Source organism: Pseudarthrobacter niigatensis, assembly GCF_030812615.1.
GTDB classification, from domain to species: Bacteria; Actinomycetota; Actinomycetes; order Actinomycetales; family Micrococcaceae; genus Arthrobacter; species Arthrobacter niigatensis.
The window spans coordinates 172,047-192,390 of the sequence record NZ_JAUSTB010000004.1; the positions used below are offsets into that span (position 1 = coordinate 172,047).

The following is a 20,344-nucleotide window of genomic DNA, read 5'->3' on the forward strand; positions in this document are numbered from 1 at the left end:
GGCGGGGCTTCCGCATTGTGATCGGCGGCACAAACCATGTTGAATCGGGGCATGGCTAATCAGAATCCGGCGATCCCGGACGAGCAACCACTGACCCCCTTCCACGACCTCGACCACTACCTGTCCATTCCGCGGGTAAGCGGCCTTGCCCTGAGTCCCGACGGCTCCCGGCTGGTGACCACCGTCAGTACCCTGAACGGCAAGGGCACCGAATATGCCAGTGCGCTGTGGGAGCTGGACCCGGCGGGGCAAAAGCATGCCCGGCGCATCACCCGCAGTGCCAAGGGCGAGGCTGGCGCGGCGTTCGCCGCGAACGGCGATGTCTACTTCACGTCCGCGCGGCCCGATCCGGACAGCCCGGATGAAGAGCCGGTCAATGCCCTCTGGCTCCTTCCGGCAGACGGCGGGGAAGCAAGGGTGGTCCTCAGCCGGCCCGGCGGCGTCGGGAAGGTGATGACCGCCAGGAACGCTGATGCGGCATTCGTGGCCGCCGAGGTCCTGGCAGGTTCCGCGGATGAGGAGGACGACGCCGAACGGCGCAAATCCCGCAAGGACAAAAAGGTTTCGGCCATCCTGCACAGCGAGTACCCGGTGCGATACTGGGACGCCGACCTGGGTCCCGGCCAGCCGCGGATCTTCGCCGTGGAAACCGGCGAAGAAAAGGAGCAAGGGAAGCCCAAAACCGTTGACGCCACTGCGCCCCTGGTCCTGCGCAACCTTACGCCCGCTGCCGGCCCGCGGCTGAGGGAAGCTGAGACAGTGGTCAGCCCGGACGGGAAGACCGTCTACAGCAGCTATACCAGACCCCTCGCCAGGGCGGACAGCCGCTCCGTCCTGGTGGCGGTGGATGTGGCATCGGGAAGCCTCAAGGTGCTCCTGGACCAGGAGGGCATGAGCTATTTCCCGGGTCCGGTCAGCCCGGACGGCAAGACCCTGGTGGTGCTCAGCGAAAGCGACTCCACCCCGCAACAGGCTCCAGAGATCAGGATGCACCTCCTGGACGTCTCCGGCGGAGCGGGGGAGCCCGGCGGCCTCCAGCCCCTTGCCCACGATTGGGACCGCTGGCCCAAACCGGCAGCATGGCTTCCAGACGGGTCCGCCCTCCTGGTCACAGCCGACGACGACGGCGCGTCGCCGGTTTTCCGGGTCAGCGTTCCGGCGGCTGCGGCTGGGGTGGGCATCGCCCGGGTGACGCAGGACGCTGCGGCATACTCCGACGTCGTAGTCTCCCCGGATGGCCGTTATGCCTACGCCCTGCGCAGCTCGTACGAATTCCCGCCCGAAGCCGTGCGGATCGACGTGGCCACCGGGGAAACCACCCGCCTGCCTGCACCGGCCGAACGGCCGTCCCGCCCGGGCCGGCTGGAGCGGATTGCCGCCACGGCTCCGGACGGCTCCCGGGTTCCGGCCTACCTGGCACTGCCTGAGGGCGCATCAGCAGAGGCGCCCGCGCCGATGCTGCTCTGGATCCACGGCGGCCCGCTGGGATCCTGGAACGCCTGGACCTGGCGGTGGAACCCGTGGCTCCTGGCGGCAAAGGGCTACGCGGTGCTGCTGCCGGACCCGGCACTGTCCACGGGCTACGGCCAGGCCTTCATCCAGCGCGGCTGGGGAGCCTGGGGCAAGGCGCCGTTCACGGACCTCATGGCCGTCACGGACGCCGCAGTGGAACGGCCGGACATCGATGAAGCCCGGACCGCTGCGATGGGAGGCTCCTTCGGCGGGTACATGGCCAACTGGGTGGCGGGGAACACGGACCGGTTCAAAGCCGTGGTCACCCACGCCAGCCTGTGGGCGCTGGACCAGTTTGGACCCACAACGGATGCCTCGCAGTATTGGCTGAAGGAAATGACCGAAGAGATGGCGCTGGAGAATTCACCGCACCTGCACGCGGAGAAGATCAGTTCGCCCATGCTGGTGATCCACGGCGACAAGGACTACCGCGTGCCCATCGGGGAAGGCCTGCGGCTCTGGTACGAGCTCCTGTCCAAGTCCCGGCTGGCAGCGGACCAGGACGGGCAGACCCCGCACCGGTTCCTCTACTTTCCGGACGAAAACCACTGGGTCCTCCAGCCCCAGCACGCCAAGGTCTGGTACCAGGTGGTGGAGTGGTTCCTGGCAAAGAACGTCCTGGGCCAGGAGCTCGAGCTGCCCGCGGAACTGGGGCTGTAGGCTCCCGGCCGCTCCTGCGCCTCGTAGGATTGCCTAGTGACCGACTCCTTCCACATCCGCCCAGCACGCACCAGCGACGTCCACGCCATCAAGAAGCTTGTGGCTCCCCTGGCCGAGGAGCGCATCCTTATGGCGAAGGAGACGGTGGCGTACTACGAGAGCCTGCAGGAGTTCCGCATCGCTGAGTCCAGCGACGGCGAAATGATCGGCTGCGGGGCCCTGCATGTCATGTGGGAGGACCTCGCCGAAATCCGAACCCTTGCCGCGTCCGGGCAGTGGCGCGGCAAGGGAGTGGGGCACGTCCTGGTGGAAAGCCTGCTGGAGGAGGCCCGGGCCCTCGGGGTGTCCCGGGTCTTCTGCCTGACCTTCGAGGTGGACTTCTTCAAGCGCCACGGCTTCGAGGTGATGGCGGACCAGTCCGCCGTGGACCCGGAAGTGTATTCGGAGCTCCTGCGTTCGCATGACGAAGGTGTGGCAGAATTCCTCGACCTGGCGCGGGTCAAGCCCAACACCCTTGGCAACACCCGGATGATCCGCACCCTCTAGGAAGCAGGGTCTTCCACCAGGGCAAACGCCTGTTTGCTTTATTCGAATTGATGGATAAACTTCTGGAGGCCGGTATGTGGGGGGCCTCAGGAAAGGGACAGTCATTGGGGGCTGTCCCTTTGCTGCGTCCGGACCGGTTGCCCTGGCGGGCGGCCGGAAAACCGGGACCGGAGGAACCTACCGCCAGCCGTGATGCCGGTAGTAGGGTCGGAGACACATCCTTCAGGAGCACAGCCAGGAGCACCGCCATGAAGAAACTCATCAACGATCCAAAATCCGTCGTCCAGGAATCTGTGCAGGGCTTCGGCCTGGCGCATGCCGGACTGGTCACCGTCAGTGAAGACCCCATCTACATCACGCGCAAGGACGCGCCAGTGGACGGCAAGGTGGGGCTGGTTTCAGGCGGAGGCAGCGGGCACGAGCCACTGCATGCCGGTTACGTGGGACGGGGAATGCTCGACGCCGCGGTGCCCGGGGCTGTGTTCACCTCACCTACCCCGGACCAGATCCTTCCCGCCACCCTCGCCGTCAACTCAGGTGCCGGCGTCGTGCATATCGTCAAGAACTACACCGGGGACGTCCTGAATTTCGAGACGGCGGCCGAGCTGGCCGAGGCTGAGGGGGTGAGCGTCCGGACCGTACTGGTCAACGACGACGTCGCGGTGGAGGACTCGCTGTACACCGCCGGCCGCCGAGGGGTGGGCGGCACCGTCCTCGTGGAGAAGATTGCCGGTGCTGCCGCCGAGCGTGGCGACGGCCTGGACGCGGTGGCCGCCATCGGCGAACGGGTCAACGCCAACGTCAGGACCATGGGCGTCGCACTGTCGGCCTGCACGGTGCCGCACGCGGGCACGCCAAGTTTCGACCTCGCCGACGACGAGATCGAAATTGGGATCGGTATCCACGGCGAACCCGGCCGGCACCGGATTCCCATGGAAGACGCCGACAGCATCACCAACCGCCTGCTGGAACCCGTGCTGGCCGACCTCAAGATCAGTTCCGGGGACAAGGTCCTGCTTTTCGTCAACGGCATGGGCGGCACGCCGCTGAGCGAGTTGTACATCGTGTACCGGCGGGCAGTGCAGGTCCTGGCTGACGCGGGCGCCACCGTGGAACGGACACTGGTGGGCAACTACATCACCGCACTGGAGATGCAGGGCTGCTCCATCTCGGTCCTCCGGCTCGACGACGAGCTCACGGAACTCTGGGACGCCCCCGTGCACACCGCCGCCCTGCGCTGGGGCGTGTAGCCGTGGTGCTTGATGCAAACTGGGCCGTGAAGTGGCTGACGCTGTGCGCGCAGGCCATGGCTGAACACCGCGTCGAACTCATCGAGCTGGACCGCGCCATCGGGGACTCTGACCACGGCGAGAACATGGACCGCGGCTTCCAGGCGGTCCTTGCCAAACTGGGCGAATCGACGCCCGAGACGCCCGGGGCCGCGCTGAAGATGACCGCCATGACCCTGATGTCGAAGGTAGGCGGTGCCGCCGGCCCCCTTTACGGGACCGCGTTCCTTCGCGCTGCCACCGCCCTGGGTGATTCCGCAGAAATCGATGCCTCCGCCTGGGCAGGCGCCCTGGCAGCGGCCCGGGACGGGATCGTGGCGCGCGGCAAGGCTGAGTCCGGGGACAAGACCATGGTGGATGCGTGGACGCCGGCGGTTGATGCTGCCCGCGCGGCAGCCGACGGCGGCAGTACGGATGTTCTGGGCGTCCTGGTGGCCGCCGCTGAGGCTGCCGAGGCAGGGGCGGTGGCCACCGACCCCATGGTGGCGCGGAAAGGCCGCGCCAGCTACCTTGGCGAACGCAGCGCTGGCCACCGGGACCCCGGGGCAGCCTCCAGCGCTTTGATCCTGCGCGCGGCCGTTGGGGCAGCTGCGTGACCGTAAGCATCGTGGTGGTGTCCCATAGCGCAAAGATTGCCGACGGCGCCGTGGAACTGGCCGCCCAAATGGCACCGGACGTGGTGATCCTGCCAGCCGGCGGCACCGATGATGGCAGGATCGGCACCAGCCTGGAGAAGGTCCTCGCCGCCCTGGAAGCAGCCAGTGGGCAGGCGGCAGGGGCTGGTGCGGAGGGCACCGTCGTGCTCACGGACCTGGGATCAGCAGTGATGACCGCGGAATCGGCCCTCGAGTTTTTGGAGAACCCCGCGGGCGTCCTGCTCGCCGACGCACCACTGGTGGAAGGACTGGTGGCCGCGGCCGTCGCCGCGCAGGGTGGAGCAGATGTGCAGGCGGTCCGGAAGGCGGCCGAAGGCGCGGGGATCCCCGCCGGCCAGCCGGCACCGTCCGCCGGCGGAACGGACCACCTTGAATCTCCCACCAGCGCCGCCCCTGACTTCACCGGCGATTTCGAACTGGTCAACCAGGCAGGCATGCACGCCCGGCCCGCCGCGAAAGTGGCAGGCGGCCTGGCCTCCCTTGACGCTGAGGTCACCATCAACGGGGTGGACGGAGCGTCCATGACCGGCCTGATGACGCTCGGGGCAGGCAAGGGTACGGTGCTGCACGTTGAAGCCTGGGGCGCCGACGCGGAAAAGGCCGTGGAGTATGTCGGGGGCCTGGTGGAGGCCGGCTTCGGCGAGCCCTGAGCCGCCAAACGGTTCCTGCGAATAAGCTCGATGCCATGGAACGGCCGCTCGCAGAAAACTCCCAGGAAATCGAAGTGCTGGACGGCCAGGCCTCCGTGGAGGAACTGCTCGCCGAACTCGGCTTCGACTGGAGCGCTGAGCCGGTGGCCGGAGGACCGCTGCCCGGAAACCCCGAGGGCGATACCTTCACCCAGCCGGCGCTTTTCTAGCCCGGCGGCTTTTGGGGTACGGGCTGCTGGTGCAGCCCGCCGCCGTCCAGCGTGAGGGAAGCCGACAGGAACTTTCCGCACTGCTCACCGAATGGATACAGCGCCTGCGGACGGAACTCCAGGGTGCGGACGGCCAGCGCCGTCCCGTCGGAAGCCGTGCCGGAAGCGGTCACCACCATGGGTGATTCCGTAAGCGTCTCCAGCATCAGCGTTGCCACCTTGGTTCCGTCCGGAGATGCGGTGGCCGAACAGGCACCCTCTTCGGTGCACCCTTGACCCACGGAGGAGCTGCCGGCGCGCAGTTCGGCGTCGGACTCCTTGCAGGTGCCGTCCTGGCAGGCCCGCAGGTGCAACGTGCGCACCTGGGAGGAGTAGCCGGCGGTGACTGTCACGGTCACGGCGGTAGCCTGCGCAATCGCCGGGCAGGCGCTGCCGGCCGGCCCGCAGGCGGAAAGGAGCGCCGCAGCCACCCCCAATGCCACCAGCAGTCCCGGCTTGTGCATGCCTTCAGGCTACCGCCCCGGCGGGACACTCAGCCCATCGGGAAAATGCCGATAAACCAGAACGACGCCACCGCGAAGACGGCGAAAAACGCGATCAGGCACCCCGTGGCGGTACGTGGCTCCGATGACACTTGGAGTGACTCATTGGGATCCGCCGGGTTGTAGGCCACCTCGATCAGAGCGCCCGGCACAGGCGGCTGCACCCCGGATATCTCCGACTTGCCCATGAAGAGGGTGCCGCGCGGGTCCGTGAACTGGTACGTGGGGAAGTGGCGGAGGTTCCTGCTGGCGCCGCCAATGCCGCTGGTCCAGCCGGTGGCGCTGCCGGTGACCGTTGCCTGCGCCTTCGGCCAGGACGCCATTTGCTGTTGCTGGCGCCTGGTCCTGCGGGCCGCGTAGAGCAGCGAAAATACCACGCCGGCAACGAACAGCGCCCACACGATGTACAGAATGGTCTTCACGTTTCCCCCGGTTCCGGTCACCAAGAAGTATGCCATCCCGGGCGGGCACCCCGGCGGGTCAGGCTGGAAGCTGGTAACCGCCGTCGTGCATCTCCGCCAGCCCGTCCGCCAGCAGCCCCGCCAGCGCCCGTTCCAGCTGTTCAGGCGCGGAGTTGAGCCGGTGCAGCGCGGCCAGCGGCACGCCGATCCCTTCGGGGGCGAAGCCAAGGTCGGCGGGTTCACGCTGGAACATGTCGGGCGGCACCGGCGATTCCGCCAGCCGGAGCACGGCCAGCACGGCGCCGCGGACCTGGCGGTCGGTGCCGTGCCATGCCTGCCCCTTGGGAACGTACGACGGCGGAGGCTCACCCGCCGCCAGCCAGGCGCAGGAGTCCTTGACCGGGCAGGCGGCGCACTTCGGCGCCCGGGCGGTGCACACCAAGGCCCCAAGTTCCATCACCGCGGCGTTCCAGCGCACGGAGGTATCGTCATCGTCCGGCAGCAGGGCAGCGGCCAGGCGCATCTCCGCCGCCGTCAGTGCAGGGGCGGGCAGTGCGACGCCGGACACCAGCCGGGCGTGCACCCTGCGGATGTTGGTGTCCACCACCGTTTCCCGGCGGCCGTACGCGAACGCTGCCACCGCGGCGGCCGTGTAGCTGCCCACCCCGGGAAGGTCCAGCAGCTCGGCGTGGGTGTCCGGGACCCTGCCGCCGTGGTCCTGCACGATCGCGGCCGCTGCGGCGTGCAGCCGCAGCGCCCGGCGGGGGTAGCCCAGCCGGCCCCAGGAACGGACGGCTTCCCCTGCCGGTTCGCCCGCCAGCCCGGCGGGGGTGGGCCAACGCTTGAGCCACTCCTGCCACACGGGGAGGACCCGGACCACCGGGGTTTGCTGCAGCATGATCTCGCTGACCAGGACGCCCCACGGGGAGCAGCCGGGTTCACGCCAGGGCAAATCGCGGGCAATGCCGGCGAACCACCCGTTGATCCGTTGGTGGAGCTGGTCCAGTTCTGCATTGTCCGCCCGGGCAGGCGTGATGGGGGAGGTTTGAGTGTCGATGCCAACACTGTAGTGGATGGGTTCGCGCGGGCGGCAAACCGGTTGTGACGAGAGCGATGCGGATGCGGCGGCGTGGTGGCAGTGCAGATCCGGTGGGTTTCCCTAGCCTAGGAGGATGGGCAGGCAAGGCAATTCATCAGCTCGCGGCACGGCAGCGGGTTCCAGCAGCGTCCGGAAACCGAGTGCCGCCGTGTACCGGCGGCGGCGCCTGGCGGCCGGCGGCGCGCTCCTGCTTGCAATCGTGCTGGTGGTCAGCGGTTTCGCGCTCGCCGGTGCCTTCCGCGGCGGTTCGCAGCAGGCCTCATCCACCCAGCCCTCCTCCACCGATTCCGCCTCTGCGGCTTCGGCAGGCGCCCCCTCAGCTTCGGCCCCGGCAACTCCATCCGCCTCACCGACGCCCACTGTGGCGCCGACCCCCACCTGCAACCAGAACCTGGTGACCGTCACGGCCGCCACCGACAAGCCCTCCTACGGCCCGGGCGAAAACCCGCTGCTCACCCTGAAAGTGACCAACGGCGGCACCGTCCCCTGCGAGGTCAACATCGGAACCTCACAGATGGAGTTCCTGGTCACCAGCGGCGCTGACCGGATCTTCTCTTCGAAGGACTGCCAGGCTTCGAGCGAGGACCTGGTGAAGGTGATTGCGCCGGGCGCCAGCGAAACCGCCAACTTTCCGTGGGGCAGGAACCGCAGCGCCGATGGCTGCAAAGCCGTGGCCGCCGCCCCCGGTGGCGGCGGGGCGTACTACATCTTCACCGCGAAACTCGGTTCGCGGGCCAGCCCCAAGGCCGTCTTCCAGCTGAATTGAGCTGCCCCTTCATCGATTGCAACGTAACTGTCGCTTTCAGGCTTCATAACGACAACGACGGAGCATTCGATGGGCGTCATCCCACGGATGGGGATTTCAGAGGAAGCGGTCCAGGAGGCTGGCCTCTGCCATCCGGCTCAGGCCTTCGCGCACAGTGCGGGCGCGCTGGTCACCGATCCCGTCAACGGTCATGAGGTCGTCAATGGTGGCAGCCATCAGGAACTGCAGGCCGCCGAAATGGTCCACCAGGCGGTCGGCCACGGCCTTGGGAACTGCCTTCAGGCCGGACAGCAGCCGGTATCCGCGGGGCTGGACCACTGCATCGAGGTTGGCTTCCCCGCCCGCGAAACCAACAATGGCCGCGATCTTGCCCAGGTCGATCAGTTCCGTGGGGCCAAGGTTGACCAGTTCGTGGACGGCTTTGTCGATGTCATCCGCGGAGGCATTGGGGCTGGCATAGTCGCGGATAATAACGTCGCTGCCGGGCCCCCTTCCCACGGTGAGTTCGTCGAGCTGGAGGGAGAGCAGCCGGCCGTCCTCGCCCAGTTCCAGCACATACTGTGAAATTTCCTCGGAGATGCGGCGGACCATTTCCTGCCGCTGAAGGGTGACTGCAACGTCCCGCACCGTCACCATTGCTTCGATTTCCAGCGCGGACAGCGAACTGGTGACCTGGTCCAGCCGGGCACGGTACCGCTCCAGGGTGGCGAGGGCCTGGTTGGCGCGTGCCAGGACGTTTTCGGAACCCTCCAGGACATGCCGCAAACCGTTAACGTACAGGGCGATGATCTGCATGGACTGGCTGACGGAGATGACAGGGACTCCGGTCTGCTTGGCCACCCGTTCCGCCGTGCGGTGGCGGGTGCCAGACTCCTGTGTTTCGATGCTTGAGTCCGGGACCAGTTGGACGGCTGCGCGCAGGATATTGCCGGCGTCCTTGTCGCAGATGATGGCACCGTCCATCTTCGCCAGCTCCCGCAGGCGGGTGGGCGAAAACTCGATGCCGATATCGAAGCCGCCGGAGCAGATGGAATCGATGGTGCGGTCGGAGCCCAGGACGATCAGTGCGCCCGTGCGCCCCCGGAGGATCCGTTCCAGGCCGTCGCGGAGGGGAGTTCCGGGTGCAACCCGGCCCAGCGTGGCCCTCAGCGATTCTTCGGGGCTCCGCGCCATAGGTGTTTCCCTTCGAAGGTGCGGACCGCCGCCCGCAGGAATGCCGGCATCTGCAGTTGTCCGGCAGGACCAAAAAGTGCTCTGGTTCCCGCAAGCTCAATGATAGGGGTAAGAAGCCCAAGTTCCGCACGGGCAAGCCCCAAAGTGCCTCATTAGGGGGTGGGCCGGACAGCGGGGAAAGTGCATTCCGGGCCACGCACCCGATGGGTACTTTTCGAGATCCCGGCCCGCGGCCGGGATCTCCGCTCAGGCCGCCCCGGCCAGCGGCGTCACCGTTTTAGTGCTGCTGTCCCACAGCCGCGCCGCTGCGCATCGGCCGACGATGCGCAGGTCCAGCAGGTCCAGGGCCGTTCCCAACTGGTGACCGGGGATGCGGCGGGAGATGGTGACGTGCGGAGTCCAGGCGCCCGGCAGCGTCAGCGGCTGCGCACCGGAAAGACCCTGGTGCAGGCGCCGGTGCAGGTCCAGCAGGGGAGCGGTTGGCAGGACCGCGCGGGCCAGCACATATTTGCCCGGGCCGGACGGAAAAACAATGGCTCCGGAAAACGTCATGTCCAGGGGCAATGCTGCCCAAGGTCCTTCCTGCCCGGCCTGCAGGTCCATGCCTGCGGCCAGCGTGACGTGCGGGCTGTTGCTGGGGGAGGTGTGCGCGGCCAGGCTTGGGAGGCCGGCGGCCTCGAGCCTCGCCCAGTCGGCCCGGAGGAGGGCGTCGGTGCTGTCATCAAAGACCAGTTCGATGCTGCGCATAAGCCCATCATGCCGGTATTGCGGGGTGGCCGGGGAAACGTCAGCGCTTGCGGGCCCGGAGCATCCGCTCCAAATCCCGGCTGACCTTCGAAAGGGACGCCGCCCGGAGCGCTTTGTGCTCGGCCGCGGTCTGGACGCCGCGTTTTCGCTGCGGGGCTGACGGTAGGGCAGCAGCAGGCCCCCGCGTGGCCGCACCAGCCGGGCCGGCGGCCAGGTTGGTGGCGAGCGGATCGAAGAAGAGGTTGCCCGGGAAAATGGCGCCATGGATCATGCGCCAAAGCTAACGGCCCGGCATTTCGAGGCTTTGAACGTCCGGTTTCGCCCGCGTTAAGCGCGGCCCGGGCCGGTTTGCGGCCCTGCGATAAACTTGTACTTTGGCCCTCTGCCAATGACATTCCCGCCCGTGAGCCGCAGTGCAGAACCCGAAAGGCCCTGGGCAGCCACAACCGCAGCGAAAGTAGCACCGTGTCCCAAGATGTCCTGACCCCCGCCCGGATCTCCGAGATTCACAAGGAGGCGGGCCGCCGCAGGACCTTCGCCGTCATTTCCCACCCTGACGCCGGCAAGTCCACGCTCACGGAGGCCCTCGCCCTGCATGCCAAGGTGATCGGTACCGCGGGAGCCTCCAGCGGCAAGGCCAACCGCAAGGAAACGGTCTCGGACTGGATGCAGATGGAGAAGGACCGCGGTATCTCCATCAGCTCCGCCGCCCTGCAGTTCTCCTACCGGGACACTGTCATCAACCTGCTGGACACCCCCGGCCACGCAGACTTCTCGGAAGACACCTACCGCGTGCTCGCCGCCGTCGACTGCGCCGTCATGCTGGTGGACGCCGCCAAGGGCCTGGAAACCCAGACCATGAAGCTCTTTGAGGTCTGCAAGCAGCGGAACCTGCCCATCATCACCGTCATCAACAAATGGGACCGTCCCGGCCTGGACGCGCTGGCCCTGATGGACGAGATCACCGAACGCACCGGCCTGCAGCCGATGCCGCTTACCTGGGCCGTAGGGATCTCCGGCGACTTCCGCGGCGTCTGGGACCTCCGGAACGACCGCTTCGCCCGGTTCCAGCGCAACAACGCCGGAGCCCAGATTGCCATCACCGAGTACTTCACCCCCGAGGAAGCAGCCGAGGACCAGGGCAGCAACTGGTCCGACGCCGTCGACGAAGCGGGTCTGGTGATCGAGTCAAACCTGGACTTCGACGTCGAGGCCTTCCACGGCGGAAAGGCCACCCCCATCCTGTTCAGCTCCGCGGCGCTGAACTTCGGCGTGAAGGAACTGCTGGACGCGCTGGTTGACTTCGCCCCGCCGGCCGCGCCCCGCCCGGACATCGACGGCAAGCCGCGACCGGTCGAATCGCCGTTCTCCGGCTTTGTGTTCAAGGTCCAGGCGGGCATGAACAAGGCGCACCGCGACCACGTGGCCTTCATCCGCGTCTGCTCCGGCGTCTTCGAGCGCGGCATGGTGGTCACCCAGACCCGCACCGGCAAGTCCTTCGCCACCAAGTACGCCCAGCAGGTCTTCGGCCGCGAACGCGAAGTCATCGACGAGGCCTACCCCGGGGACGTGGTGGGCCTGGTCAACGCTTCTTCGCTGCGCGTGGGCGACAGCCTTTTCCTGGAGAACCCGGTGGAGTACCCGGCCATCCCACTGTTCGCGCCCGAGCACTTCCAGGTGGCCCGGTCCAAGGACCCCAGCAAGTTCAAGCAGTTCCGCCGCGGCATCGAGCAGCTGGAACACGAAGGCGTCATCCAGCTGCTCCGCTCCGACCTCCGCGGAGACCAGGCGCCGGTGCTTGCCGCCGTCGGGCCCATGCAGTTCGAAGTGGTGGAGGACCGCATGGCGCACGACTTCAGCGCCCCCATGCGGCTGGAGCGCCTGCCCTACTCGCTGGCCAGGATTTCGACGGCGGATGCCATGCCCGCGCTGGCAAACGTTCCGGGCGCCGAGGTACTCCTGCGGTCCGACGGCGAATACCTCGCCTTGTTCAACGACGTCTGGGCGCTGCGCCGGATCGAGAAGAACCACCCTGACCTGACGCTGCTGCCCATCGGCACGCACAACCCGGCGAAGTAAGGCACTTGTGGAAACTCCTGCACCCCGCGCCGTAGTAACCGGCGCCGGAACCATCAATCCCCTTGGTTCCACGGTCAAGGAAACCTGGGAAGCCCTGCTGGACGGCCGCTCCGGAATCACGGCGCTGGACCAGGACTGGGCGGAACAGCTGCCGGTCCAAATGGCCGGCCAAGTCACGGCTGACCTTTCGGAGCACCTCAGCACCCGCGAAATGAAGCGGATGGACCGGTGCGGCCAGCTCGCCCTGGTTGCGGCCCGGGAGGCCTGGACGCAGGCCGGCAGCCCCGACGTGGACCCTGAACGGTTCGCGGTGGTGATCGGGTCCGCTTACGGCGGACTGGGTTCCACCATCGAGCAGGACCGGGCACTGAACCAGTCAGGTCCGCGCAAGGTGTCGCCCCATACCCTGACCCGGCTGATGGTGAACGGCCCGGCCGCGTGGGTGTCCATCGACCTCGGTGCCCGCGGGGGCGCCCGGACGCCTGTCAGCGCCTGCGCCTCCGGGGCTGAGGCGATTGTGCAGGCGGCAGAGCTGATCCGCTCCGGTGCTGCCGACGTCGTGATTGCCGGCGGCGTGGATGCTTCCGTCAATGACCTGGTGATCAGCGGCTTCGCCCAGATCCGTGCCCTGTCCACCCGATCGGATGACCCGCAGCGGGCCTCGCGCCCGTTCGACGGCGGCCGGGACGGCTTTGTGCTCGCCGAGGGCGCCGGAGTGGTGGTGCTGGAGAGCGAGGAGCACGCCCGTGCCCGCGGTGCCGCCGTCCTTGGGGCCGTGGCCGGCGGAGCGGTGACCTCCGATGCCAACGACATTGTGGCCGCCGATCCCGCGATGCAGCGGCGGGTCATGCAGAAGGCACTGGATGCGGCAGGCATGCAGCCGGCTGACATCGGCTTCGTGCATGCACACGCCACGTCCACCCCGGTGGGCGACCGGCTGGAAGGCCAGGCGATCAATGCAGTCTTCGGCGCCTCCGTGCCGGTCACGTCCACGAAGGGGCACACCGGACACCTGCTGGGCGGCGCCGGTGCGCTGGCCGCCGTCGTGGTCCTCGAAGCCCTGCGCACCGGACACCTGCCCGGGACGCTGAATGTGGAGTCGCTGGACCCGGAAGTGGACCTCAACGTCGTGACCGAAAACTCCCTGGCCCTGGCTGCCGGATCCCCGCGTGCCGGGCTGGTCAACGCGTTCGGCTTCGGTGGACACAGCGTTGCCCTGGTGATTGCCGGCGCCTAGGCAGACGCTGAAAACGCCGGAATGGTGCGGGGACGCCGGAACCCTCCGGCGGTCCCGCACTGTACCGGCGATCCGGAGGGAGCGGGCCATCCACGCAGGTCTTCTAGCTGGCTGCCAGGCCCTCAACCAGTGCATCCAGGATGGGCAGCTGGCCCTTCACGAGTTTGGTCCGGGCCTCCTGCTCCGGGAACCAGCGGGCGTCGTCAATTTCGGGATAGTGCTGGATTTTGCCGGACCCCTTGGGCCATTCCAACGGGAACGTGTTGCTGGAGACCACCTCAGGGGCGAACCCGGCTTCGGCGGCATAGGCGGTGATGAGCTTTCCCGAGGACTGCCGGAACTCGCCCAGCAGCCGGTATTCGGCCTCCGGGGCCGCGGTCCCCATCTCTTCTGCAAACTCCCGCAGCGCCGCGGCCAGCGGATCCTCGCCGTCGGCATACTCACCTTTTGGAATGGACCAGGCGTGGGCGTCCTTGCGCGCCCAGAAGGGACCGCCCATGTGGGCGATCCACACCTGCAAGCCATCCCGGGCCTCCGCGGGAGTGGCGGAGTCCTGTTGGTACAGCAGGATGCCTGCGCTTCGAATGGGCATTGGGTCTCCGGATCGTCAGAAAAGTGCAGTTGCCGTCCGCCGTTAACGTGGAGTTCACGGCGCTGCTCTAGGTTATTCCTTCAGGCACATTGCCAGTCACTCCGCTCGAAAGGAGCACTCGTGGCCAACATTGCTGAGGTTTTGGGACGGCTTACGCCGGAAGAAGTGGACGAGCTCCGCAGCCTTGGTCCGCAGGGCCACCTGCCGCGGCATCTGGTGGATGCCCTGGACCGCGCGGCCGGGGGGACGGGCTCGGGCCGGGGATACTATGTGGCAAACGGCAACGTCAGCGCCACCGGCGGCCCGCTGCTGGTGCTGCGCAGCGACGTTTCCAGTTGGCTGGCAGGCGCCCCGTCCTGAATTGCCTGCCCGCAACCCTTTCCCGGCTTTGGGGGCTGGCAAGGCTCCGGGCTGGCTAGGCGTGCGGCAGGATGAACGTTGCCGTGGTGCCCACGCCGGGCTCGCTGTCCAGGCTGATGGAACCTCCGTGGCCTTCGACGATGGTCTTGCTGACGGGCAGTCCCAGGCCGGCGCCCGGGATGGCCGTTTCGCGTGACCGCGCCGAACGGAAGAACTTGGTGAACGCCTGTTCCTGCTCTTCGGCGGTCATCCCCAGCCCGGTATCGGTGATGGAGCAGGCCATGCCCGAGCCGGTGCTGAGGGCCCGGGCCGTGATGGTGCCGCCGTTGGGGGAGTACTTGATGGCATTCGAGAGCAGATTCCGGAACACCTGGCTGATCCGCTCCGGGTCCACCCTGGCGGGGAGCGGCTCCTCCGCCTCGAGCACCAGCTGGAGCCCGTTGCCGGCCGCCTTGGGCTGGGCGGCGTCAACTTCCAGCGCCAGCAGGCGGGCCAGGTCCGTCTCCTCGAGTGAGAGGTCAACGCGCTCGGATGCGACGGCGATGAGGTCATTGACCAGGTTCAGCAGGTGTTCTGCGTTCCGGCGCACCACATTGAGCTCCTCCCTGACGTCCTCGTGGCCGGGTTCGTCCAGGACCAGTTCCAGGTAGCCCAGGATGGAGGTCAGCGGTGTCCGCAGCTCGTGAGAGACAGTGGCAACGAAGTCGTCCTTGGCGGCCAGCGCACTCACCAGGCTGGTGACGTCCACGAAGGTAATGACGGCACCGGCTCCCTGGCCACCCACCGGCGGGAAACCGTGCGAGCTCACGGAGTAGGCATGCTGCCGCTCCGGAGGGCCGGCCCAGTACAGCTCGTCCGCAAAGGCGTCCCCGGCCGCGGCCCGCGCTGCGGGTAGAAGGCCCGCCGGTACGGGGGTGCAACGGTCCGCCATCAGCAGGCCCTGCCCGCCGGAAGGATCCACGACGCCGGCCAGGGCAGGGTCCGTGCGCATGGCCTTGTTTGCCAGCACGGTGCGGCCCCGGGCATCCACCACCCACACGCCCACACCCACGGCCTTCAGCACTGCGTCGAGCAGGCCCTGGCGGCGGACGCTTTCGTCCAGGGTGCGCGCCAGGTCCTGCTCATCCTGAACGATCCGCGCGCGATGCCGGCGGAGGGTGGTGGCAACGACGTGGGCGCTGACCGCGACGACGGCCATTACCAACGGGAGGATGAGGACACGGATCATGGATCCGCCCGCCGGTACCGAGCCCTGGAGGAATGAGGGGGCCACCGTACTGAGGACGGTTCCCACAATGGCCAGAACGGGCATGTACGGCCGGACCTGCGCAGAGAGCCAAATGACGGGGAAGAGCAGCGTCACGCTCAGGACACTGAAGGCCGGGCCTCCCGCCTCGCGCGTGAACCCGATGGCCAGGCAGTCGAGGAGCGGAATAACGGCGAAGGCGCTTGCCGGGAGCCTGCCCCACGGGATGGCAACGCATGCGGCCGCGATGGCCACATGGAACAGCAGGGCCGACATGAACAGGTTGCTGGCCAGCGTCGCCGGGCTGAAGGCGGCCGCGGCAAGTACCACCAGTCCGACAGTCGCCGAGACCGGCAACTGGCACACCGCTATGCGCTTGCGCGCACTGAGCCCCCCGAACAGACTATCCAGACGGTCCGACACCACAGGCTGCATGGGTGCCCTGCGTGCCTGGCCGGCAACGTCTGCGACGCCCTGCTGTTCCTGCATCACCAAGCTTCCCCCAGCACAGAAATCAACGACCTCCGTTTGCCTGAAGGTTCTGCACCTAGAGTACCCGCCAGGAAACCGGGCGGCCGCCAGGCCCTACGACCGCCAGGCTTGGGCTGCTAGCCGATTAACAGGCTGAGCGCCTCCGTTAGGTGCTCCACTTCCCGCACCGAGAAGCCGGCCGGCACAGGCCCAGGCCCCGTGTGGCTGGCAGGAACCACGGCGTGCGTGAACCCCAGCCGGTGGGCCTCCTGGATGCGCTGGTTGATCCCGGGAACGGGCCGGACCTCGCCGGCCAGGCCTACCTCGCCAAAGGCAATCAGGCGGATGGGCAATGGCTTGCGGGCCTTGGCTGAGGCCACGGCAAGGGCGACGGCAAGGTCCGTGGCAGGTTCACTGAGCTTTACCCCGCCCACGGTGGCAACGTAGGAGTCATCCTTGTGCAGCAGGGTGCCCGCACGCTGCTGCAGGACGGCCAGCAGCATGGACACCCGCGAGCTGTCCAGGCCGCTGGTGGCGCGGCGCGGCTGCGAGTTGGGGCTTTCGGCGAGCAGCGACTGCACCTCCGCCAGCAGGGGACGGCGCCCCTCCATGGTGACCGTGATGCAGGTCCCGGAGACAGGTTCCTTGGTGCGGCTGACGAACAGTCCGGACGGATCGGCCAGGCCCTCGATGCCGTTCTCATTGAGGTCGAAGCACCCGACGTCGTCGGTGGGCCCATACCTGTTCTTCACCGCGCGCAGGAGCCGCAGCCGGGAGTGCCGCTCGCCCTCGAACTGGCACACCACGTCCACCAGGTGTTCCAGCAGGCGGGGTCCGGCGATGGATCCGTCCTTGGTGACGTGCCCGACCAGCAGGGTGGTCATGTTCCGCCGTTTGGCGGCCGCAATGATCGATGCCGCCACCTCGCGGACCTGGGATACGCCGCCGGCGCTGCCGTCGACATCGGCGCTGCTGAGGGTCTGCACGGAGTCCACGATCAGCAGCCGCGGTTCGATCTTTTCCACCTGCCCCAGGGCCTGCCCCAGGTCCGTTTCCGCCGACAGGTACAGGGATTCTGCGACGGCGTCGATCCGCTCGGCGCGCAGCTTCACCTGGGCAGCCGACTCTTCACCGGTGACGTAGAGGACATCCTGGGCAGTCCGGGCGAACTTGGCGGCCACGTCCAGCAGCAACGTGGATTTTCCGACGCCGGGTTCGCCAGCGAGCAGGATGACAGCGCCGGGAACCAATCCGCCGCCCAGAACCCGGTCCAGTTCGTCCACGCCGGTGGGAAGGAAAGCCGCCGTGGTGGCGTCCACATCGGCAATCCGGCGCGCAGGCTCCACGACTGTCGTGGCCGCCGTCGTCCGCGCCACGGCGGTGCCCGTTTCCTCAACCGTGCCCCAGGCCTGGCACTCGCCGCAGCGGCCCACCCACTTGGCCGTGGTCCAGCCGCACTCGGCGCATTTGTACGCGGGCGCCTTGGACGCCCGGGATGCCTTTGTTGCCATGCGTCCAACCCTAGTGGCGGCCACAGACACTAAAGCGCGGGCAGGACGTCCCTGGCCTCGGCGGCGTCCATGCCGGTGGCTTCCAGGAGGTCCACCATCAGCGGCCGGAACAGCATGACGACGGTTTCGCCTTCCAGCCGCTGGACCTCCAGCAGTTTGGGATGCAGGCGAAGGGCGATCTCGCTCAGGTCCCGACGGGCAGTGCGCAGGTGGGCGCGGCGCACTCCTTCATGCGTCTCCGCGAGCCCCAGCGACAGCTCGTCGATGGCGGCGGCCGTCTCCTGCAGCACCCCGGCGATGCTGTCCGTCGCCTCATCCGAGAGCGCTGTGTGGTTGATGGCGCTGGTCAGCCGCCGGGCGAACACGCGGCTGTTCCTCAGGGCAAGGTCGATGAAATCCAGGGACTGCTTCAGCCGGTCCAGTTCATCGCGGTGCCGGCGGTAGGCGGGAGCCAGGGTGGCAACCTCGCCGGACGCGCGAAGGGACTGGCGCATGGCATCCACGAGGGGCTGGCAGTTCCTGCCGCGGATCAGGGCGTGCCAGGCCTGCGTGGAGTCACTGTTGACCAGCGCGCCGGCGCATTCCCGCAGTACCTCCGCCAGTTCATGCAGCAGCTTCCGCACATCCCGGCGCGGCTCCTGGCGGGGATCCTTGGGCACCAGGATGGTCACCAGCAGGGCGAACATGCCGCCCACCACAGCATCGATACTGCGGGTGAACGGGCCACCGGACGGTGCCGGGAGCAAGACCACCAGCAGCGACTGCAGCGCCAGTTGGGTGGTGAAGATGTTTCCGCTGTCCAGGAACCGGGCCAGCAGGATGGAGAAGAGGAGCACGACGGCGGCCACCCAGATGTCGCCCCCCAGCCAGTGCAGGAGCAGGTCACCGACGGCGATGCCGATGGTGCAGCCCAGGCCGACTTCCATCACCCGCCGCAGCCGGGGCTCACGGGAAAAACCCAGGGCGATCAGGGACGAGGTGGCGGCGAAGAGCGGCCCGGTGTGGCCAAGGATGTACTCCGCGAAAGCGTAGGCGCCCACGGCGCAGACCGTCATCTGGATGGCAGGGACAAACGAGTTGCGGCTGCGGATCAGCCCGGTCCGGACCCGGCTGCGCAGGAACCGCTTAGTTGTTGAGAGTCCTGCTGGGATGGCCATGGGTCCAATACTATTCAGTGCCGATCCCCTGCCCTGCTCAGGTGCACTACGGCCACGCGTGTGATCTGCGCAATGGTGACCCGGCATTTGTCAGCCAAAATCCCGCCGTCGTTAATCCTCCGTTCACTTTGGACAGCCCATCCCGTTACCTGCGGCCCATAACTTACTTGAAGGTACAAAACGTACGCATCGCGCAGCAGGGTTCTCCGTCCCTGTCCCGCACCTGAATAACCCTGGAAGGGGTACATCTAGTGAAGGCACTCCGCTTCGGCCGCCACGCGGCTATCGCTGTTATCGCAGCCGGCGCACTCGCGCTTACCGCCTGCGGTTCAGACAACGCCACGAACACCGCGCCTGCAGGCTCCCAGTCCGCCGGCGGCCCCAAGGTCACCGGCACGCTGACCGGCATTGGTTCCTCCGCCCAGGGCGCAGCCATGGACGCCTGGAAGACCAACTTCGCCTCCGCCAACTCCGGCGCCACCGTGCAGTACTCCCCGGACGGCTCCGGTGCGGGCCGCAAGGCAATCCTGGACGGTTCGGCCCAGTTCGCAGGCTCGGACGCCTACCTGAAGGATGATGAATACGCCTCGTCCAAGTCCGTCTGCGGACCCGACGGCGCCATCAACGTTCCCGTCTACATCTCCCCGATCGCCGTGGCCTTCAACGTTCCCGGCGTCACCGACCTGAAGCTGGACGCCACCACCGTGGCCAAGATCTTCCGCGGCCAGATCGCCAAGTGGAACGACCCCGCCATCGCTGCCCTGAACGCCGGCGTTACGCTGCCGGACCTGAAGGTCACGCCGGTAAACCGCTCCGACGACTCCGGCACCACGCAGAACTTCACTGACTACCTGTCCGCCGCCGCGTCCGACGTCTGGACCGACCCGGCCGCCGGTATCTGGCCCGCCAGCCTCAAGGGCGAAAACGCCAAGGGCACCTCCGGTGTGGTCAAGACCGTCACCGACACCCCCGGTGCCGTGACCTACGCTGACGATTCCGCCGTCAGCGGCAAGCTGGGCGTTGCCCAGATCAAGGTGGGCGACTCCTTCACCAAGATCTCCGCCGACGCTGCTGCCAAGGCAGTGGACGCCGGCCAGCCCGTCGCCGGCCGCGCCGCCAACGACCTCTCCATCAAGCTGGACCGCAAGACCACCATCGCCGGAGCCTACCCGATCGTCCTGGTGTCCTTCCACGTCCTGTGCACCACCTACGACAAGCAGGAGACCGTTGACCTGATCAAGGCCTTCGAGCACTACGTAGTTTCCTCCGAAGGCCAGAAGGCTGCAGCAGACTCGGCAAAGTCCGCCCCGCTGTCCTCCGACCTCGCAGCAAAAGCCGCCAAGGCCATCGACTCGATCAAGGTCAAGTCCTAGCCAACGCTGTAAAACCGGGTTCCCCGCCTGCCGGATGGCAGTGCGGGGAACTTGGCTTTGCACCCCGC

General features: G+C 67.5%; 21 protein-coding genes. 11 read left to right on the forward strand and 10 right to left on the reverse strand.

Translation table 11 applies throughout. The features are described from left to right. Positions 1 to 51: 51 nt before the first annotated feature. The 6 genes from J2T23_RS07940 (at position 52) to J2T23_RS07965 (ending at position 5,522) form a co-directional block, all read left to right on the forward strand. Complete coding sequence (locus tag J2T23_RS07940; protein WP_307358739.1) at positions 52 to 2,172, forward strand: S9 family peptidase; 2,121 nt, start codon at positions 52 to 54, stop codon at positions 2,170 to 2,172. 36 nt (positions 2,173 to 2,208) lie between these two features. Beyond that, complete coding sequence (locus tag J2T23_RS07945; RefSeq protein WP_141158566.1) at positions 2,209 to 2,718, forward strand: amino-acid N-acetyltransferase; 510 nt, start codon at positions 2,209 to 2,211, stop codon at positions 2,716 to 2,718. Positions 2,719 to 2,966: 248 nt separating this feature from the next. Next, entirely contained in the window at positions 2,967 to 3,968 is a 1,002-nt protein-coding gene (dhaK, locus tag J2T23_RS07950) for a dihydroxyacetone kinase subunit DhaK (RefSeq protein ID WP_307358743.1), read from the forward strand. A 2-nt stretch (positions 3,969 to 3,970) separates the two neighbouring features. Continuing rightward, positions 3,971 to 4,603, forward strand: a complete 633-nt coding sequence (gene dhaL, locus J2T23_RS07955; protein WP_141158564.1) for a dihydroxyacetone kinase subunit DhaL — start codon at positions 3,971 to 3,973, stop codon at positions 4,601 to 4,603. Further along, on the forward strand, positions 4,600 to 5,313 hold the full coding sequence (dhaM, locus tag J2T23_RS07960) for a dihydroxyacetone kinase phosphoryl donor subunit DhaM (RefSeq protein ID WP_307358746.1): 714 nt from the start codon (positions 4,600 to 4,602) through the stop codon (positions 5,311 to 5,313). Before dhaL ends, dhaM begins: the two co-directional genes overlap by 4 nt. A 35-nt stretch (positions 5,314 to 5,348) precedes the next feature. Then, positions 5,349 to 5,522 (forward strand): hypothetical protein, encoded by a 174-nt coding sequence (locus J2T23_RS07965; protein ID WP_168223199.1) that lies wholly within the window; start codon positions 5,349 to 5,351, stop codon positions 5,520 to 5,522. Here J2T23_RS07965 and J2T23_RS07970 read toward each other — a convergent pair. From J2T23_RS07970 to J2T23_RS07980, 3 genes are read right to left on the reverse strand one after another with little or no spacing between them, the layout of a single operon-like run. Then, on the reverse strand, positions 5,519 to 6,025 hold the full coding sequence (locus J2T23_RS07970; RefSeq protein ID WP_307358751.1) for a hypothetical protein: 507 nt from the start codon (positions 6,023 to 6,025) through the stop codon (positions 5,519 to 5,521). The genes J2T23_RS07965 and J2T23_RS07970 overlap by 4 nt on opposite strands. Positions 6,026 to 6,054: 29 nt before the next feature. Then, a complete protein-coding gene (locus J2T23_RS07975; RefSeq protein WP_141158561.1) occupies positions 6,055 to 6,486 on the reverse strand; it encodes a DUF3592 domain-containing protein in 432 nt (143 codons plus the stop codon). A gap of 58 nt (positions 6,487 to 6,544) precedes the next feature. After that, entirely contained in the window at positions 6,545 to 7,471 is a 927-nt protein-coding gene (locus tag J2T23_RS07980; RefSeq protein WP_503128817.1) for an iron-sulfur binding domain-containing protein, read from the reverse strand. A gap of 166 nt (positions 7,472 to 7,637) precedes the next feature. Between J2T23_RS07980 and J2T23_RS07985 the strand changes: the two genes are divergently transcribed. Next, the gene (locus J2T23_RS07985; RefSeq protein ID WP_141158559.1) at positions 7,638 to 8,330 is read left to right on the forward strand and encodes a hypothetical protein; all 693 of its coding nucleotides are present in this window, start codon (positions 7,638 to 7,640) and stop codon (positions 8,328 to 8,330) included. A 96-nt stretch (positions 8,331 to 8,426) separates the two neighbouring features. On the opposite strand, the gene disA is transcribed toward J2T23_RS07985, so the two are convergent. From disA to J2T23_RS08000, 3 genes are all read right to left on the reverse strand, one after another. Further along, a complete protein-coding gene (disA, locus tag J2T23_RS07990) occupies positions 8,427 to 9,503 on the reverse strand; it encodes a DNA integrity scanning diadenylate cyclase DisA (protein ID WP_141183018.1) in 1,077 nt (358 codons plus the stop codon). Between the two features lie 246 nt (positions 9,504 to 9,749). After that, positions 9,750 to 10,250 carry a 2'-5' RNA ligase family protein gene (locus J2T23_RS07995; protein ID WP_307358755.1) on the reverse strand — a complete coding sequence of 167 codons (501 nt, stop codon included), beginning with the start codon at positions 10,248 to 10,250 and terminating at the stop codon, positions 9,750 to 9,752. Positions 10,251 to 10,290: 40 nt separating this feature from the next. After that, positions 10,291 to 10,521: a hypothetical protein gene (locus J2T23_RS08000; protein WP_307358758.1), complete on the reverse strand. Its 231-nt coding sequence runs from the start codon at positions 10,519 to 10,521 to the stop codon at positions 10,291 to 10,293. 194 nt (positions 10,522 to 10,715) lie between these two features. Between J2T23_RS08000 and J2T23_RS08005 the strand changes: the two genes are divergently transcribed. Both J2T23_RS08005 and J2T23_RS08010 read left to right on the forward strand, forming a co-directional pair. Continuing rightward, positions 10,716 to 12,329 carry a peptide chain release factor 3 gene (locus J2T23_RS08005; protein ID WP_307358760.1) on the forward strand — a complete coding sequence of 538 codons (1,614 nt, stop codon included), beginning with the start codon at positions 10,716 to 10,718 and terminating at the stop codon, positions 12,327 to 12,329. Positions 12,330 to 12,336: 7 nt separating this feature from the next. Beyond that, positions 12,337 to 13,566 carry a beta-ketoacyl-[acyl-carrier-protein] synthase family protein gene (locus tag J2T23_RS08010; RefSeq protein WP_141158554.1) on the forward strand — a complete coding sequence of 410 codons (1,230 nt, stop codon included), beginning with the start codon at positions 12,337 to 12,339 and terminating at the stop codon, positions 13,564 to 13,566. Positions 13,567 to 13,669: 103 nt separating this feature from the next. On the opposite strand, the gene J2T23_RS08015 is transcribed toward J2T23_RS08010, so the two are convergent. Continuing rightward, the gene (locus J2T23_RS08015) at positions 13,670 to 14,158 is read right to left on the reverse strand and encodes an NUDIX hydrolase (protein WP_307358762.1); all 489 of its coding nucleotides are present in this window, start codon (positions 14,156 to 14,158) and stop codon (positions 13,670 to 13,672) included. Positions 14,159 to 14,278: 120 nt separating this feature from the next. Here J2T23_RS08015 and J2T23_RS08020 point away from each other — a divergent pair, with 120 nt between their 5' ends. Continuing rightward, complete coding sequence (locus J2T23_RS08020) at positions 14,279 to 14,518, forward strand: hypothetical protein (protein WP_141158552.1); 240 nt, start codon at positions 14,279 to 14,281, stop codon at positions 14,516 to 14,518. A gap of 55 nt (positions 14,519 to 14,573) precedes the next feature. On the opposite strand, the gene J2T23_RS08025 is transcribed toward J2T23_RS08020, so the two are convergent. The 3 genes from J2T23_RS08025 to J2T23_RS08035 all read right to left on the reverse strand — a co-directional run bounded on the left by J2T23_RS08025 (position 14,574) and on the right by J2T23_RS08035 (position 18,903). Next, complete coding sequence (locus tag J2T23_RS08025; RefSeq protein ID WP_307358764.1) at positions 14,574 to 16,253, reverse strand: sensor histidine kinase; 1,680 nt, start codon at positions 16,251 to 16,253, stop codon at positions 14,574 to 14,576. Positions 16,254 to 16,372: 119 nt separating this feature from the next. Further along, the gene (gene radA, locus J2T23_RS08030) at positions 16,373 to 17,746 is read right to left on the reverse strand and encodes a DNA repair protein RadA (protein ID WP_307358767.1); all 1,374 of its coding nucleotides are present in this window, start codon (positions 17,744 to 17,746) and stop codon (positions 16,373 to 16,375) included. Positions 17,747 to 17,775: 29 nt separating this feature from the next. Next, positions 17,776 to 18,903: an FUSC family protein gene (locus J2T23_RS08035; protein WP_141158549.1), complete on the reverse strand. Its 1,128-nt coding sequence runs from the start codon at positions 18,901 to 18,903 to the stop codon at positions 17,776 to 17,778. Between the two features lie 251 nt (positions 18,904 to 19,154). Here J2T23_RS08035 and pstS point away from each other — a divergent pair, with 251 nt between their 5' ends. Then, entirely contained in the window at positions 19,155 to 20,276 is a 1,122-nt protein-coding gene (gene pstS, locus J2T23_RS08040) for a phosphate ABC transporter substrate-binding protein PstS (protein ID WP_141183025.1), read from the forward strand. The last annotated feature ends 68 nt before the right edge of the window (positions 20,277 to 20,344 follow it).

Coding starts and splice junctions, on each gene's coding strand:
- J2T23_RS07940 (WP_307358739.1), top strand. CDS start 52: ATGGCTAATCAGAATCCGGCGATCCCGGACGAGCAACCACTGACCCCC.
- dhaK (WP_307358743.1), top strand. CDS start 2,967: ATGAAGAAACTCATCAACGATCCAAAATCCGTCGTCCAGGAATCTGTG.
- J2T23_RS07965 (WP_168223199.1), top strand. CDS start 5,349: ATGGAACGGCCGCTCGCAGAAAACTCCCAGGAAATCGAAGTGCTGGAC.
- J2T23_RS07970 (WP_307358751.1), bottom strand. CDS start 6,025: ATGCACAAGCCGGGACTGCTGGTGGCATTGGGGGTGGCTGCGGCGCTC.
- J2T23_RS07985 (WP_141158559.1), top strand. CDS start 7,638: ATGGGCAGGCAAGGCAATTCATCAGCTCGCGGCACGGCAGCGGGTTCC.
- disA (WP_141183018.1), bottom strand. CDS start 9,503: ATGGCGCGGAGCCCCGAAGAATCGCTGAGGGCCACGCTGGGCCGGGTT.
- J2T23_RS07995 (WP_307358755.1), bottom strand. CDS start 10,250: ATGCGCAGCATCGAACTGGTCTTTGATGACAGCACCGACGCCCTCCTC.
- J2T23_RS08000 (WP_307358758.1), bottom strand. CDS start 10,521: ATGATCCATGGCGCCATTTTCCCGGGCAACCTCTTCTTCGATCCGCTC.
- J2T23_RS08015 (WP_307358762.1), bottom strand. CDS start 14,158: ATGCCCATTCGAAGCGCAGGCATCCTGCTGTACCAACAGGACTCCGCC.
- J2T23_RS08025 (WP_307358764.1), bottom strand. CDS start 16,253: ATGCAGGAACAGCAGGGCGTCGCAGACGTTGCCGGCCAGGCACGCAGG.
- radA (WP_307358767.1), bottom strand. CDS start 17,746: ATGGCAACAAAGGCATCCCGGGCGTCCAAGGCGCCCGCGTACAAATGC.
- J2T23_RS08035 (WP_141158549.1), bottom strand. CDS start 18,903: ATGGCCATCCCAGCAGGACTCTCAACAACTAAGCGGTTCCTGCGCAGC.